Genomic DNA, 14353 nt, shown 5'->3' on the forward strand with positions numbered 1-14353 from the left:
AGAGAGAAACCGGGGAAAACAAAGAGTGGACTGGCGTTTTACAACGGAAGATGCCCGAATTAAGTTAAAACGCCTTTATCCTAATTTATAAGACTGATGGACTACTAGGAACATTCGCCTTAAAAAGATTTAACGATAAACCAAGCCTAAAAGAATCCGTATTTCCATTAGGTGCTATTGGTACACTCACAACGACAAAAGAGTTCATAGAAAATGCAGAATTTCACTCCAAGGTAGAGTTATCACCAAAACTAATTGCTACTGATATACACTTAGGGATTGCGGTTTATGAGTGGCTTGATAATTCTTCTATTTGTGAAGATGAAGTATATGTTAGAGAGATAATTAACTGTATACAAAAGAATGGAAAAAAATGGATTAACAAGCAAAAAATTGGAGCTTACACTTCAGCTGTAAATCAATTTCTTATCACCCTTGACAACAAAGACCTACTATTAGTTGACAAATTGTCTCTCCAGATAAATAGCTTTCCTAAACCTTTACCAAAAGTCCGAGAAACACACCCTGTTGTTGAACTCCAGAGAATACTTTTATGCGCTAAACTAAAAGGTTGGGCTATTGAAAAAGATGTTTTATCTAGATTAAGCATGATTGTAAGGATGGCAATAGATTTGGGTATACCAGATTCAACTTCAATTAAATTATGCCATGGTGACTTAAAACCTAGGCATTTACTGAAGTCTAATGAAAAAGTCTTCACAATAGATACAGAACAGTCTGTGTTTGCAGTTGGTTCTTTAGACTTAGGAGTATGGGCAAGCAAGAGAATTATTTACGGTGAAAGCTCATTCGATGTCATAAAATCCATAAGAAACATTGCTCAAACAGAAGAAGAGATTAATACTGCAATACAATGGCTTGTTTATTCTATTGCCTTTGGTTATCTAGTTCGTACTCAACATGGGGATTTAGAAGAACCTACAAAAAAGTTAATGCGAGTACTCTACGATTTGTCACTAGCGATGTAACTGACTATTCACTCAGTAAGAAGGAAACGATAAATATCTCTACTGCCTATGTTTTTATATAGGCAAGTTATACCACCCAGTTGATTATTATGATCACCTGGGTCTAAGTATAATATATTATGTAAATTTTCAGCATAATTCCATGCCTCATTCCCAATCAAATTAATGATATCCTTATATAGTTCAGGAGATTTATTAGAACGAAAAAAGATATTCACTAGTGCCCCTGAGACTCTGGTACGGTGCTTAAATTTACCGTTAACTTTTTCAAGCTCATTTTCTATTGGCATATGCACTAAAGATTGTCGGTCTTTGATATATGCATCTTCCATTCTACCTTCTAATTCCGCAACCGTAGCTAAGTTAGCTCGAATTCGCCAGAGACGTCTTAGGTTATGTTGAATGAAAGCCTCATTCTCAGCTCTTGTTAAAGAGGCAATAGCCCTGTCAGTTTTATCCTTAGCTATGTTTATACATCCATAAAAAATATCACTACGAATAATCTCTTTAGTTACTCCATGGTTTTCTGCAATAGTCAAAGCGCTATTAATATTATTCTCTGCTTGATCATAAAACTCCTCCATTATATCCAAATGTCCAATATCATTCAAAAAATGTGCTATTTGATGTTGATTCCCTATTCGCCTAGCAACTTTCAAACCTTTATTCCAATAACGTCTAGCTTGATCTTGATCACTGTACATATAGATAGCCCCCAGACTAGCGGCTACCTCTTCAAATAACTCCCAGTCGGCTCCATTACGCAAGCTTAATGCTCTACTCATTTCTATCCGTGCATTATCAAGCCTGCCCAGATGGCGTTCACAAATAGCTATTCTCATACGAATATCTGAAAGTGATTTACTTCTCAATCCTTTAGATTTCGGCCAGTATTTCTCTGCTTCCTTAAATAGAACCATTGCAGTATTGTAATCACTTTGACCAAACTTAAGCCTGCCCTCATAAAATTTGAAAAGTGACTTATGATTTGTTTCTATATATCTCTCTGAATTCATTGCTCCTAGAGTTATTAATCTGTTTGACAATTCATCAGGAAATACACCGATCTTATCCATATATTTTAGAGGTGATACGATGGTATCTAATAACTGTAACTTACTAGTAGACTGTCTTTCCTTTGGTATTTCAACAAACCCTAGCGAGTCATCTAATTTCTCGATGTAAGGCACCAAAAAGTCTGATTTTCCAAAAAATTTTGATGTATTTAGCAGGATAGCAGCTCTTACCAAACTATACTCTAGAGCCTCTTGATATCTCCGATTTTCTTCAGAGGTTTTGATAAGTGATTCCAATGTCCCTAGGCACAGAGATGGTTTGTTTGCCAAGTAAGAAAGACGAAAAATGAGATCTGTTTTCTCAACTGAATCTATTTTATCAATCAGTCTCTTCGCAATGTTCATTATAGGGAAAATCGGCATGCTTTGAAAAACTGCAAGCCTGATAATATCGTGATCAAATGCACAGTTTTCATTTCCTATTAAGTGAACAAGATTTGAAAAACGAAAAATTTCACTCTTTTCACAAATCTCGATCAGTTTATTTAATTTATAATCACTCTCTTTTTGAAAGATAGATAAAGCTATATCTAGAGAAAAGAATTTTCCTAAACAAGCACAAGATAAAAGAAAGTCTCTAAGCAGCTCTCCATGAGTTTTTATAATTAACTCAAGTCTTTTCTTGCTAGCTCCTTGAAGAACCCTATTATTAATAGCTTTTTTTATACCCAGAGAATCAGAAATAAAAGAGCCTACCCCATCTTTGTTGATAATAACATCTAAGTGTCTTAAATAGAGTAATGCTTCCTTTAAATTAAATGGATTAGTCCCAACTTGTTCAATGATTGATACAGCCTCGATATCACTCAAGCCTCTTATTGATTTTGTTGGCAGTGCAATAGCATCATTTCTTTTTAATGAGGAAATATAGTTATACTGGAGAGCATCTTGGTTATCACAAAATCTACCAAGGGCTTCAAACCATTTCTCTTGCTCTTCTTTTTTTCCAAAACTATTTGGTCTTGTGGAAAATAGAAAGTAAACACGACCTTGACTTCTAACTGAAAGCTGTGAAAACAAGTCTTCCAAGAAACTCAATACAGATGGATTTACTTTGTGTAAATCTTCAAAAACTATGAATACAGGTGATTTGTTTGATAGTTTGGATAAGGTAGAAGAAAGGGCTGATACAATGTGTTTAATATCTGAGTATTGTCCGTTGTTTTCTCTCATTATAGATAACAGGCCAGATGCGGGGTAATCATGAAAAAATGCTCGAGTGTCTTCTGTAGACATCCATTCTTTTAATATAGCGGGATCTATATTGTTTGAAATATCCTGAGGGATAGGTAATGATTGTTGAACTATGGCTTGTGTAACATTTATTGCAGTTCTATGTTTAGCACCATCGAGATACATCTCAGTGATACTTCTATTCAATATTTTTTGTCGAACTTTATTAACAATAAAACTTTTTCCGATTCCTCCTCCTGCTTCTAAAAGGCAGCCTCTCACTCCCCCCTCATCTGAAAGAATTTTGAAATCTGAAGAAATTGAGTTAACTATCTGTTCTCTTTCAACTGGCAGTTCATTGCTTAGTATTGACTGACGAACTCTTAATTGTGAATTTGAAGGTGCATGATTAACCGTTATATCTCTACTTATATCCAAATAAGATAGTATGTCATTGCAAGAATACTTTCCTGGCGAGGTTATACAAACACTAAAAACAACTCTATGAGTACTATCCGTTGCATCAATATTGACTTTTCCTTTGGATAGGCAGTTAATGGAAAAAAAATGATTGTCGCTCGGTTTGGCAATAGGTTTAACATATATATCTCCATTGCTACAAGAACCTGAAACTTCGCACACCCAGAAGACTATCTCGCCTACACCAATAGTTAATGTGGAGTCACTAACTATCTCATCGTATTGCTGGGCAACAAAACCAGTTTTTATATAGATGCTGCTTTGTTTTTCTAAATAACTTAGTTTTACTTTGTAAGGTACAGGTGAAATAAGGGAATGCTGATTGCGAGCTAACTCTATTAGAGCATTACCGTCAATAAAGGACACACTCATGTTTAATCTTCGACCTACCTTTAAACATGTATTTTTTGCTCTCTGAGTAAAGAATCCATTAGTAACAAAGATGAGCTTATGAACATATTTATCTAATGCAAGAATGACATGCCCACCTATATCGCTCTCATTTACACTGGCTTTTGTTCTTTTTTTAACTTCAGCCCAAAATAATGTTTCATGCGAAAGATCACCGCTAAATTCTGAGTAACCCTGAGGACCAATAATGAAACTGGCATAACCATCTTTTCCTCCATCATTCACATATTGTGTTTTATGCATCTTTAAACCATCTTTGCTGTAATAGCATGAAAGAAGATCGATGACATAATCTTCAAACTCTTTCCATGTCATTTGGGAAAAGGGATCTTCAGATATACTATCTAAATCCAAATTACTCATAATTATTAGTTATCAGAATCTTTGTTTATAAGCTTTCTCTGAAGTGATGCTTGCTGTTCTGTGGATTGACTTAATTTGGGCGGTAGGTGTGCACCATGTCACCAAGAATGCCTTTGCTACTAATATTTTTAAAATTAGTAGAAAAGGCATGAGAAGGGGGGGTATACTAATTTCATGATAATTAGTAGTTAAAGGCTTGCGGCTATGAAAATGCCCCTTGTTCCACCTTCTCCAGATCGTTTGCTTGATATGCTGAACAAGGGCGATGCTTCGCTATTTCAATTGCTGTTCAGCTCTGACATCGGCCCGTGTGATGATAAAGGTCGGTATATGCACTGGGATAAGCTGCGCCACCTGACACCCCCGGTTGGTTTTACTTCTGAGCTGTATTGGCATGCGGTAAAACAGGCCAGAAGTAAGATCTCTAAGTCGTTTCCATTTACCGATAAATACGGCAAACCTTTTGTATATGGCATGCCGGATACTGTGATGCGAGATATTCTCTGGATCAGTGAGAATGCGACGGGGGCTTTAAACGCTGATGCCAGAATTGCAGATGACAAAACGCGCAATACCTATCTGATTAACTCTCTGATCGAGGAAGCAATCAGTTCCAGTCAGTTGGAAGGGGCATCAACGACTCGCAAAGTAGCGAAAGAGATGATTCGTTCTGGCCGCTCTCCTCAGGATCTATCAGAGCGGATGATTTACAACAATCACCAAGCGATGATGTTTATCAGAGAGTTTCGTGGTGAGAAGCTGACGCCTTCAATGATTTTTGAGTTACATGAGATTCTGACAGAGGGGACGTTAGAAGAGGGAGATAGGCAAAAGGCCGGGGCTTTTAGGACGGAAAGCGATGATATTGGTGTTTATTCACATGATGCTCAGCTATTACATACGCCACCTAGAGCGGAAGAGTTACCGGAGCGTTTACAGCGACTGTGTGATTTTGCGAATAAAATAGGGGAGCCTGAAGGTAGCTATATTCCTCCCATTATCCGGGCAATCATCATTCACTTTATGATTGGCTATGACCACCCTTTCGTGGATGGTAACGGTAGAACAGCCCGTGCCTTGTTTTACTGGGTGATGTCGAATGAAGATTACTGGCTAATGGAATATCTCTCCATCTCTCGGGTTATCAAGAAATCTCCTACCAAGTACATGTATGCGTATCTCTATACTGAAACCGATGGTAATGATACGACTTACTTTATATTGCATCAGCTGGCAGCCATTAGGGAGGCGATAGAGGATCTTCACACCTGGTTGTTGAAGAAGTCAGAAGAGCTGCTGGAAGCGGAAAGCGTTTTGGAGGGGTCGATATTAAAAGGCAAGTTAAACCACCGCCAGTTAGGCATTTTGAAAAATGCGCTGGAGAATCCTGGTGCGGAGTATACGATTAAGTCTCACCAGAACTCTCATGGCATAGTTTACCAGACTGCTAGAACGGATCTTTTGAAGCTGTCGGACGATTTTGGTTTGTTAAGGAAGTTTAAGCAGGGCAATAAGGATGTGTTTATTGCCCCGCCAAATCTTGTTGAGCTGGTCAGGAAAACAGGGTAGCTTTCCATCCTTCCCGATCTTGTGGTGGGTACACAGTAGTAGATCGGGTATTTTTGGAGCATTGAGTTAGCTACCTTCGCAATGCTTTTCCCAAAGTAGCATCAGTTCACGTCTCTGTTCCAGTAGGCTATCTCTGGCATATGCGGCCCGTGTAGCGTCGGTGCTGACATGTGCCAATTGGAGTTCTGATATTTCATCTGCGAATCCAGGCTGTGCTCTGGCCCATTCTTTGAATGATGATCGCATGCCGTGAGGTGTGGCTATGCGATTACTGATCGTATCGAGATAGCCTCCATTGGCATTTTTGTTACTCTGCTCATGCATGACTTTGATTAGCCTGGCTAGTGTGGCATCAGAGAGCGGATTACCTCTGTTGCTGGTAAATACATAGGGGCTATCCAGCATGTGTGGCATGGACTGTATTATCTCGCAGGCCTGGTCTGATAGTGGCACTAGGTGATCTTTACCGGCCTTCATGCGGGTATGAGGAATACACCATACTTGGTCGGTGAAATTAAATTCATCCCATTCAGCCAGTCGAACTTCCCCAGATCGGCAGCCGGTTAGTATCAATGAGCGTAATGCTGCTGCACTAATGTTTGGCCGGGCTTGCAAGTCTTTATAAAGGGGTGGGATATCGGAGTAATGCAGAGCGGGTTGGTGTTGTGCACCTTTTTGTTTTTTGATTTTGGCGATACTGGGGAGGAGAGGTTCAAGGCAGCCTTTCCAGGCGGCAGGATTTGGGGCTGTTCTGATGTTTGCGGCTAGGGCGTAGTCAAACACAGTTGCCATCCTTTGCCTGACTCTACTAGCTGTCTCGGGTTTATCTGACCAAACGGGTTTAAGAACCTCCAGGCATTCTGTAGTGGTGATATCTGCAATAGGTCTGTCACCAATTAAAGGAATGACATAGTTGCTCAAGGTGGTTATCCACTGTTTGGCGTGTTTGTGATTTTTAAACTCTTGTTGTTTGACTGAGTGACAATTGAGGGCGGCTTGTTCAAATGTGACGAGACTGCTTTTTTTAGCCAGTTGTGCTTTGGCTTCTTTTCGTTCTGCTAATGGGTCGATGCCTGCTGCAACTTTTTCTTTGAACTGTCTGGCCTTTTCGCGAGCGTCGGATAGACTGATATCAGGGTAGCCTCCAAGGCCTGCGTCAACACGTCGTCCTGATATTGATGTGCGAAGTACCCAGCCTTTCGAACCTGTCTTCGTGATGCGTAGCATTAACCCTGATACGCCACCTACGGCATATTTTCCAGGTTCACAGAGTCGTTTGATTTGTATGGCGGACAGTTCTTTTACTTTTACAGGCATGTTTTATGTCCCACATCTTGTCCCACAAAAATAAAGTTATTATGGGTTGTTAAGGGGTTTTGACGGTTACAAGTCAAAATCAACAAGTCTTTATAAATCAATTGATTATAGCAAAATTGTTGTGGGAGATTATAGGCGGGTAGCGGACTCCCTCTCCGCCACGAATTCTAAAAACCCGCTGAGTAATCAGCGGGTTTTTTTGTGCCTGAAATTTGTATCTCTCGAAGAATCTTTCCTCTTATCCAGCCATCATTTTACTTTTACATTTTCAGTTTACTGCTAATATCGGCAGCAGGCTGGTATCGATCAGTGTGCTGATGGAGCCTGCTGTATGGCCACCGCCAATGGGCCTTTTTCCTCTTATATATGGCAACTTAAACTGATGAAATTTCGCTTTCCCGTCATCATTATTGATGAAGATTTTCGCTCTGAAAACATTTCAGGGTCTGGTATCAGGGACCTTGCTGAGGCTATCAGCAAGGAGGGCATGGAAGTGGTCGGACTGACCAGTTATGGCGACCTGACGTCTTTTGCGCAGCAGGCCAGTCGCGCCTCCTGTTTTATCGTGTCGATCGACGATGAAGAGTTCGATTTTAACGATGAAAATGACGTTAATATCGCACTGACTGCCGTGCGAAATTTCCTGATTGAAGTGCGTAAACGCAACCGGGATATTCCGGTATTTCTCTATGGTGAAACCCGTACCTCACGCCATATCCCAAACGATATTCTGCGCGAGCTGCACGGCTTTATTCATATGTTTGAGGATACCCCGGAGTTTGTCGCCCGCCATATCATTCGTGAAGCGAACAAGTATCTGGACTCTCTGGCTCCGCCGTTTTTCAACGCCTTGATGGATTACGCCAGCGATAGCTCCTATTCCTGGCATTGCCCCGGTCACTCCGGTGGTGTGGCATTTCTGAAAAGCCCGGTGGGTCAGATGTTCCACCAGTTCTTCGGTGAGAATATGCTGCGGGCGGACGTCTGTAATGCTGTGGAGGAGCTGGGTCAGCTGCTGGATCACACCGGCCCCGTGTCTGACAGTGAGGTGAACGCGGCCCGTATTTTTGGCTGCGATCACTTGTTTTTTGTCACCAATGGCACTTCAACCTCCAATAAGGTGGTGTGGCATTCGACAGTGGCTCCGGGGGATGTGGTAGTGGTTGACCGTAACTGCCATAAGTCGATTTTGCACTCTATCATCATGACGGGTGCGATTCCGATCTTCCTGACGCCAACCCGTAACCACTACGGGATTATTGGCCCGATTCCGAAGGAAGAGTTTGATCCGGAAGCGATCCGTCAGAAGATCGAAAATCACCCGTTTGCCAGTAAAGCAACCAACAAAAAGCCGCGCATCCTGACCATCACCCAGAGTACCTATGATGGGGTGCTTTACAATGTGGAAGAGATCAAAGGCATTCTGGGTAACACCATAGATACCCTGCATTTTGATGAAGCCTGGCTGCCCCACGCGGCATTCCACAGTTTCTATCAGAACATGCACGCGATTGCCTCAGACCGTCCGCGTTCTGAGGAAACTTTGGTATTTGCCACCCAGTCGACCCATAAGCTACTCGCAGGTCTGTCCCAGGCGTCGCAGATTCTGGTGCAGGATAGCGCGACCCGTAAGCTGGATACCCATCGTTTTAATGAGTCGTATCTGATGCACTCCTCCACCAGCCCACAGTACGCGATTATTGCCTCCTGTGATGTGGCTGCGGCGATGATGGAGCCTCCGGGCGGCACGGCGCTGGTGGAAGAATCGATTCTGGAAGCGATCGATTTCCGTCGCGCCATGCGCAAGGTCGATGACGAGTTTGGTGATGACTGGTGGTTTAAAGTCTGGGGGCCGGATTATCTCTCTGACGAAGGGATCGGAGAGCGTGATGACTGGGTGATCCATAAAGACGATAAATGGCATGGCTTTGGTCAGATCGACTCTGGTTTTAATATGCTCGACCCGATCAAGGCGACCATTATTAACCCGGGTCTGGATGTGGATGGCAACTTTGATGAGATCGGTATCCCTGCCTCTATCGTCAGCAAGTATCTAGCGGAGCACGGTATCATTATTGAGAAAACCGGTTTGTACTCCTTCTTTATCATGTTCACCATCGGCATTACCAAAGGCCGCTGGAACTCCATGGTAACCGAACTGCAGCAGTTTAAAGATGACTACGACCAGAACCTGCCGCTGTGGCGTGTGATGCCGGAATTTGCGGCCAGTCAGCCTCAATACAGTAAAGTGGGTCTGCGTGATCTGTGTACCGCGATCCACAACGTGTACAAAGAGTATGATCTGGCGCGCATTACCACGGAGATGTATCTGTCCCAGATCGATCCGGCCATGACGCCAAGCGATGCCTGGGCGAAGATGGCGCATCGTCAGATTGAACGCGTGCCGATTGATGAGTTGGAAGGTCGTATCACGGCGATTCTGGTTACACCGTACCCTCCGGGTATTCCGCTGCTGGTGCCGGGGGAGCTGTTTAACAAAACCATCGTGCGCTATCTGCAGTTTGTACGGGACTTCAATACCCGCTTCCCGGGCTTTGAAACCGATGTACACGGTTTAGTCCGTGAGAAGATTGACGGTAAAGACTGCTATTTTGTGGATGCCGTGATTGAGTAGATTTTTATAGAGGTGTGATGGTTTGGTGATGGTGTTGTGATAGTAGATACAGTGTAATCTGATCAGAAAATTATGATCGTACCTGAAGGGTGAGCACCACAAACGCCACAGCAATCGCTGTGGCGTTTACTTTTCAACTCAATTCAGTTCAAGATGAGTCGGCTATGCCAGTTTATACCAAACAAGATAAGTTGCCGGTCGATCAACTCATAATTATTAGTTATCCTTTACAGCATCAAATAACCAAGCAACATATTGAAAAATAAAGAGAAATATAACCAGCACCATTCATGATACTGACTACCTCTACCCTACTAACAGGGAAGGGTATCGAAAAAAGCACATGGCTTTTGGTCATCATCACTTTATAAATCAAAGCCTAATGTACCCAAGCTTTCACCGCTAAACAACACTCCTATCTGTACCTTATAGCCCCAATATTTTCCGACAAAAAAAGTAAGATTAATTTGATAGTAAGGCCTTCAGAGAACTACATGACAGCATGTGTCGGTGATAACTTTCTGAAAAAATTTCAATATTAATTAAAACAAAGCCATCACACTCCCTCCGCCACTGTTTGACCTACCTATATCCCTTTCCATTTTTCAATCTCACCCCTTCAATATCCTCCTAACACAGAAGAAAGATCGTCTTTAATTCAAAGCCTTACTGCTGCCGCACTCTTATCTTTAGTAGCGGGGTTGTTGACAGAGGGGACTGTTCGCCCTCAAGCAACGAGGTCTAACCATGAGTACTCTCCTCCGGCTGATTCTTTGGCCGGAGGGAGGCAGGTTTACAATCCTGCAATATGTTCCAAGGTTTCTGGATGACGTTGCACCAGTTTTAACAGAGTGATTGCTTGCCCGTTAGGCACACTTCGCCCCTGTTCCCAGTTTTCTAGTGTACGGGATGAGGTGTGTAATAAACGGGCAAATACGCCTTGTGACATATTGAAGCTTTCACGAATACCCACGATCTCTTCTGGTGAGATATTCAACTCGTTGATGTCATCGACTTGGTGAGTCTTCAGGGTCATTTTGCCTTCTGAATGAGCTTTGGCTTCAACCAATGCTGAGCTGAGTTCTGCAAATAAATCACGCTTGCTCATTGCGCCATGCCTCCATGAATAGTTTCAGTTGCTTTCTTTGTTCTGTGGTCAGGTCAGACATTTCGTTTTTGCTGTAGATCGTCAGCAGATAAAAGCGGCTGTGTTCGTCCAGGAAGTAGTAAATCACACGAGAACCACCACGCTTTCCCTTACCTTTGCCTGATACTCTGATTTTCCGTAAGCCACCCGTTCCCTGAATAACATCCCCCCTTTTCGGGTTCTGCATCAGTTCCGCTTGGAATACACGATATTCCTGATCAGTCAGGTGATCTTCCCGATACCTCTCAAACAGAGAGGATTCCACAAATATGCTTTTCATAGCCAAAGCATACGCATAGCGCGTATAGATAACAAGTTTGCTAGAGATATCCCTTTTAAGCTCAGGCACTGTTACAGATCAATAGCAATAAATAGATATGCCCGGTGCTTAGGAAGCGAAGATCTGGCAAAATCTACTTGATCACCATTTACCTTTTGAAGAGCGGTAACAGCAGATCTGATAATCAAAGTATGTGAAGGCTATTCGATGGATCAGTATGATCCAGGAATAGAAGTGTATTTCGTGGCAAGAAATATATTGGAGAACAGACCTAAAGAGCAATAAGATAAATTAAAGATCACAGGTAATAAGATTTGGTTAAAACAGTGTTAACCTTCACCTTATTACCTGTTTAATCGCATCCTTTTATTTCAGATTTATATAGATAGTCATATTGCTTAATTCTGGTTATCGATATAAACATCTATCTGTATGCCACCCTGAAAATTCAGTACTTTAGACTGTCAGATAGCTTACAGCAGGGCTTCTTTAGATTGGGTAGCTGGCTCAAAACCGTTGAACGCTACGCTTTCACAGCCACCATAAAGGCCTTTTGAATCAGTAAGTTGTGCTTCTTTTGAGTTAGACACCGGCTCGACTGCTTCCAGAACAATCACGTTATTGCTGATCGCTGACGAACCACTCAAGTTTGCTTCTTGAGAGTAAGCTGCAGGCTCAACAGCAGCAAATGGGTTATTGGCAGTATTAATATCAGCCATTACCTGAGTAGATACAGCAGCAACAGAAGCGACAATCAGTTTAGTAAAATTATTCATGGTTAATTCCTCTTGAATTTGTAAGTCGTTACTTGATGTTGTGTATCTTAATCGGATCGTTTTTTTTAGGTAGCCCCCTAAACGTTATTTGTGTGTTAACTCAGGGTTAAAAGCAGAAAATGAACTTCTTTTATAACAAAATAATACAAGCTTGAGTGAATCTGTTTGCCGGGAATATTCGTAGTGCCAAGCCCCGAAAAAGGGGGGATGTTGGTTTAACGGGCTTGAAACCAGTGTCGGCAAGCCAATGGTTATGAGGGCTTGATCAGATGAATTAAATTGCGGTTAAAAGTCCATCTGGAATGACGGCGGTTTCTGGTCTAAAACCCAGTGCCCCCTCTATCTTCAGAGGGGGGTGGGGACATTTTGGGGAACGCTTCTCAATATACAAGACAAAGTAGCAGTGATGGGCCTAAATTTAGGATTTGAACATCTTGTGCTCCTATCGCTGCATACCATAATCAGCAACCTTTCTCCTCCCCTGAATGAGTCTCGAACACAAAGAGGCTAATCCAATCTCACACTGAGTAACTTGTAAGCTTATTTTTCGCACAAATCGCACGATTTAATTAAATTGACCATTTCATGTGACAAACTATAATCTGACTACACTTCCAAATATAGAGCTTGAGTATGCAAACATTGACAGCAAATGACGCTAAACGAAATTTTGGCGAGTTACTTTTAAGCGCTCAACGTGAGCCGGTTAAGATTAGCAAAAACAGCAAAGATGCAGTTGTGGTGATGTCTATCAAGGACTATGAAGAGCTTGAAACTATGAAGGCTGATTACCTGAAGCATTGCTTTGAGTCTGCTCAGGAAGACTTGGCCGAAGGCAATATCATTGATGGTGAAAGCTTTTTGCGCGAGCTGTAACAGCCAGTATGCCGAACAGACAATACAAGCTAAGTAAGTTAGCTCAGATCCACTTACGTAAAATTAAAAGCTACACCATTGACAATTTCTCCGAACGGCAATGGCATAGCTACAAAGAAACACTGCTATCAGGCTTTCAAATGCTGGCTGAAAACCCTGGATTAGGTAGAAGCTGTGACGAAATTTACCATAACGGGTTCTACTTCCCTATTGGTAAGCACACAGCCTATTTCACCAAAGAAGATGGCTTCATTTTAGTTGTTGCCGTTTTAGGGCAATCACAGCTGCCACAAAACCACCTGAAATAGATTCTGTTTCTACCGGTCATTCAGAACCCAACCTCGTGAGGGCAAACACAAATAAAACGCAAGGCGTCCTGCTGTCTGTGAACCTGTAATATTCTGATGCACCTCGTATTCAGATTATCTTATGACGTTTTCCGGGCTAATAAACAAATCAGAGAAATATGCATTGCCAGATAGGCAAACCGTACTGGAAATAAAAACGCCACCTGGCTTTAGCAGATCATGGATTCTGGATTTACATTAGGCCGGATTAAGACCGTTGGAGAGCAACGATTCTAGCCATTGATAGGATAGAAAGGTTTTCCAAAATCCTGAATATGCTCCAATAATGCTTCGTTGCTCACATATCTGATATCAACAAGATCTATCAGATAGGGCGTATTCAGATCATCTAACTCAGCTGAAACTTGGTTAAGATTAATATCCGCTTCTGGCTGAACGATAACAGCAAGATCGATATCAGATCCTGGCCGATAACGATCTGTTGCCCGAGAGCCAAAAATTACCGCTTTTTCCAGTTGAGGGTATCGCGCAAAAACTTCGTTAAATTGCTCGACTAGAGTGACCGTTAATCCAAACATAAGGCCGCCAGTGTCTTATCTAACTGCTGGAAACCAGCCTTATAGTGTTCTCTGATTTTCGTGAACTCCGTCAAAAGCACTGATTCATCATAGGCATGGACGGTACGGTTCCGGCTTTCAATCATATCCATCCATAATTGCCATCTTCAAGCAAACCTAAGTTGAACGCTAAGCGCACAGCCGTCCGTGAGCCTGTAATATTCTGATGGCCTTCATACTCCAGATAATCCTTTAACGTTTTCCAAGCCAACTCATGAGTAAACTCAAAGCGCTGCAAGACGCCTTCTTTCACAATATTTGGCGCGGCCAGCCCCCCTAACACTGGCTGAGACTTTTTTAAATGAACGGATAGAACGCTCACAACACTTTTAGCTT

The 14353-nt window shown here is 42.1% G+C and carries 11 protein-coding genes and 1 pseudogene; 5 read left to right on the top strand and 7 right to left on the bottom strand.

The window, feature by feature from the left end:
• The first annotated feature begins 467 nt into the window (after positions 1–467).
• On the top strand, positions 468–989 hold the full coding sequence (locus H579_RS0115845) for a hypothetical protein (protein WP_157834634.1): 522 nt from the start codon (positions 468–470) through the stop codon (positions 987–989).
• An 8-nt stretch (positions 990–997) separates the two neighbouring features.
• On the opposite strand, the gene H579_RS0115850 is transcribed toward H579_RS0115845, so the two are convergent.
• On the bottom strand, positions 998–4492 hold the full coding sequence (locus H579_RS0115850) for a restriction endonuclease (protein ID WP_028301516.1): 3495 nt from the start codon (positions 4490–4492) through the stop codon (positions 998–1000).
• 204 nt (positions 4493–4696) lie between these two features.
• On the opposite strand from H579_RS0115850, the gene H579_RS0115855 reads away from it, so the two are divergent.
• A complete protein-coding gene (locus tag H579_RS0115855) occupies positions 4697–6061 on the top strand; it encodes a Fic family protein (protein WP_028301517.1) in 1365 nt (454 codons plus the stop codon).
• A gap of 66 nt (positions 6062–6127) precedes the next feature.
• Here H579_RS0115855 and H579_RS25920 read toward each other — a convergent pair whose 3' ends face one another.
• Complete coding sequence (locus H579_RS25920) at positions 6128–7378, bottom strand: tyrosine-type recombinase/integrase (protein ID WP_036566404.1); 1251 nt, start codon at positions 7376–7378, stop codon at positions 6128–6130.
• A gap of 382 nt (positions 7379–7760) precedes the next feature.
• Here H579_RS25920 and H579_RS0115865 point away from each other — a divergent pair, with 382 nt between their 5' ends.
• Positions 7761–10013: an arginine/lysine/ornithine decarboxylase gene (locus H579_RS0115865; RefSeq protein ID WP_028301518.1), complete on the top strand. Its 2253-nt coding sequence runs from the start codon at positions 7761–7763 to the stop codon at positions 10011–10013.
• 793 nt (positions 10014–10806) lie between these two features.
• Here H579_RS0115865 and H579_RS0115875 read toward each other — a convergent pair.
• The 3 genes from H579_RS0115875 to H579_RS0115885 all read right to left on the bottom strand — a co-directional run bounded on the left by H579_RS0115875 (position 10807) and on the right by H579_RS0115885 (position 12216).
• Positions 10807–11121, bottom strand: a complete 315-nt coding sequence (locus H579_RS0115875; RefSeq protein ID WP_028301519.1) for a helix-turn-helix domain-containing protein — start codon at positions 11119–11121, stop codon at positions 10807–10809.
• On the bottom strand, positions 11108–11440 hold the full coding sequence (locus tag H579_RS0115880) for a type II toxin-antitoxin system RelE/ParE family toxin (protein WP_028301520.1): 333 nt from the start codon (positions 11438–11440) through the stop codon (positions 11108–11110). The genes H579_RS0115875 and H579_RS0115880 overlap by 14 nt, the downstream gene beginning before the upstream one ends.
• 473 nt (positions 11441–11913) lie before the next feature.
• Complete coding sequence (locus H579_RS0115885) at positions 11914–12216, bottom strand: hypothetical protein (RefSeq protein ID WP_028301521.1); 303 nt, start codon at positions 12214–12216, stop codon at positions 11914–11916.
• A gap of 633 nt (positions 12217–12849) precedes the next feature.
• On the opposite strand from H579_RS0115885, the gene H579_RS0115890 reads away from it, so the two are divergent.
• Together H579_RS0115890 and H579_RS0115895 are read left to right on the top strand one after the other, a co-directional pair.
• The gene (locus H579_RS0115890; RefSeq protein ID WP_028301522.1) at positions 12850–13092 is read left to right on the top strand and encodes a type II toxin-antitoxin system Phd/YefM family antitoxin; all 243 of its coding nucleotides are present in this window, start codon (positions 12850–12852) and stop codon (positions 13090–13092) included.
• 8 nt (positions 13093–13100) lie between these two features.
• Complete coding sequence (locus H579_RS0115895; RefSeq protein WP_028301523.1) at positions 13101–13400, top strand: type II toxin-antitoxin system RelE/ParE family toxin; 300 nt, start codon at positions 13101–13103, stop codon at positions 13398–13400.
• Between the two features lie 272 nt (positions 13401–13672).
• On the opposite strand, the gene H579_RS0115900 is transcribed toward H579_RS0115895, so the two are convergent.
• Positions 13673–13978 carry a nucleotidyltransferase domain-containing protein gene (locus H579_RS0115900; protein ID WP_028301524.1) on the bottom strand — a complete coding sequence of 102 codons (306 nt, stop codon included), beginning with the start codon at positions 13976–13978 and terminating at the stop codon, positions 13673–13675.
• Positions 13966–14339, bottom strand: a pseudogene (locus H579_RS30120) (HI0074 family nucleotidyltransferase substrate-binding subunit). Before H579_RS30120 ends, H579_RS0115900 begins: the two are co-directional and overlap by 13 nt.
• Positions 14340–14353 lie beyond the last annotated feature (14 nt).

It is taken from the genome of Oceanospirillum beijerinckii DSM 7166 (assembly GCF_000422425.1).
Classification (GTDB): domain Bacteria; phylum Pseudomonadota; class Gammaproteobacteria; order Pseudomonadales; family Halomonadaceae; genus Oceanospirillum; species Oceanospirillum beijerinckii.

Coding starts and splice junctions, on each gene's coding strand:
- H579_RS0115850 (WP_028301516.1), bottom strand. CDS start 4,492: ATGAGTAATTTGGATTTAGATAGTATATCTGAAGATCCCTTTTCCCAA.
- H579_RS0115855 (WP_028301517.1), top strand. CDS start 4,697: ATGAAAATGCCCCTTGTTCCACCTTCTCCAGATCGTTTGCTTGATATG.
- H579_RS25920 (WP_036566404.1), bottom strand. CDS start 7,378: ATGCCTGTAAAAGTAAAAGAACTGTCCGCCATACAAATCAAACGACTC.
- H579_RS0115865 (WP_028301518.1), top strand. CDS start 7,761: ATGAAATTTCGCTTTCCCGTCATCATTATTGATGAAGATTTTCGCTCT.
- H579_RS0115875 (WP_028301519.1), bottom strand. CDS start 11,121: ATGAGCAAGCGTGATTTATTTGCAGAACTCAGCTCAGCATTGGTTGAA.
- H579_RS0115880 (WP_028301520.1), bottom strand. CDS start 11,440: ATGAAAAGCATATTTGTGGAATCCTCTCTGTTTGAGAGGTATCGGGAA.
- H579_RS0115885 (WP_028301521.1), bottom strand. CDS start 12,216: ATGAATAATTTTACTAAACTGATTGTCGCTTCTGTTGCTGCTGTATCT.
- H579_RS0115890 (WP_028301522.1), top strand. CDS start 12,850: ATGCAAACATTGACAGCAAATGACGCTAAACGAAATTTTGGCGAGTTA.
- H579_RS0115895 (WP_028301523.1), top strand. CDS start 13,101: ATGCCGAACAGACAATACAAGCTAAGTAAGTTAGCTCAGATCCACTTA.
- H579_RS0115900 (WP_028301524.1), bottom strand. CDS start 13,978: ATGTTTGGATTAACGGTCACTCTAGTCGAGCAATTTAACGAAGTTTTT.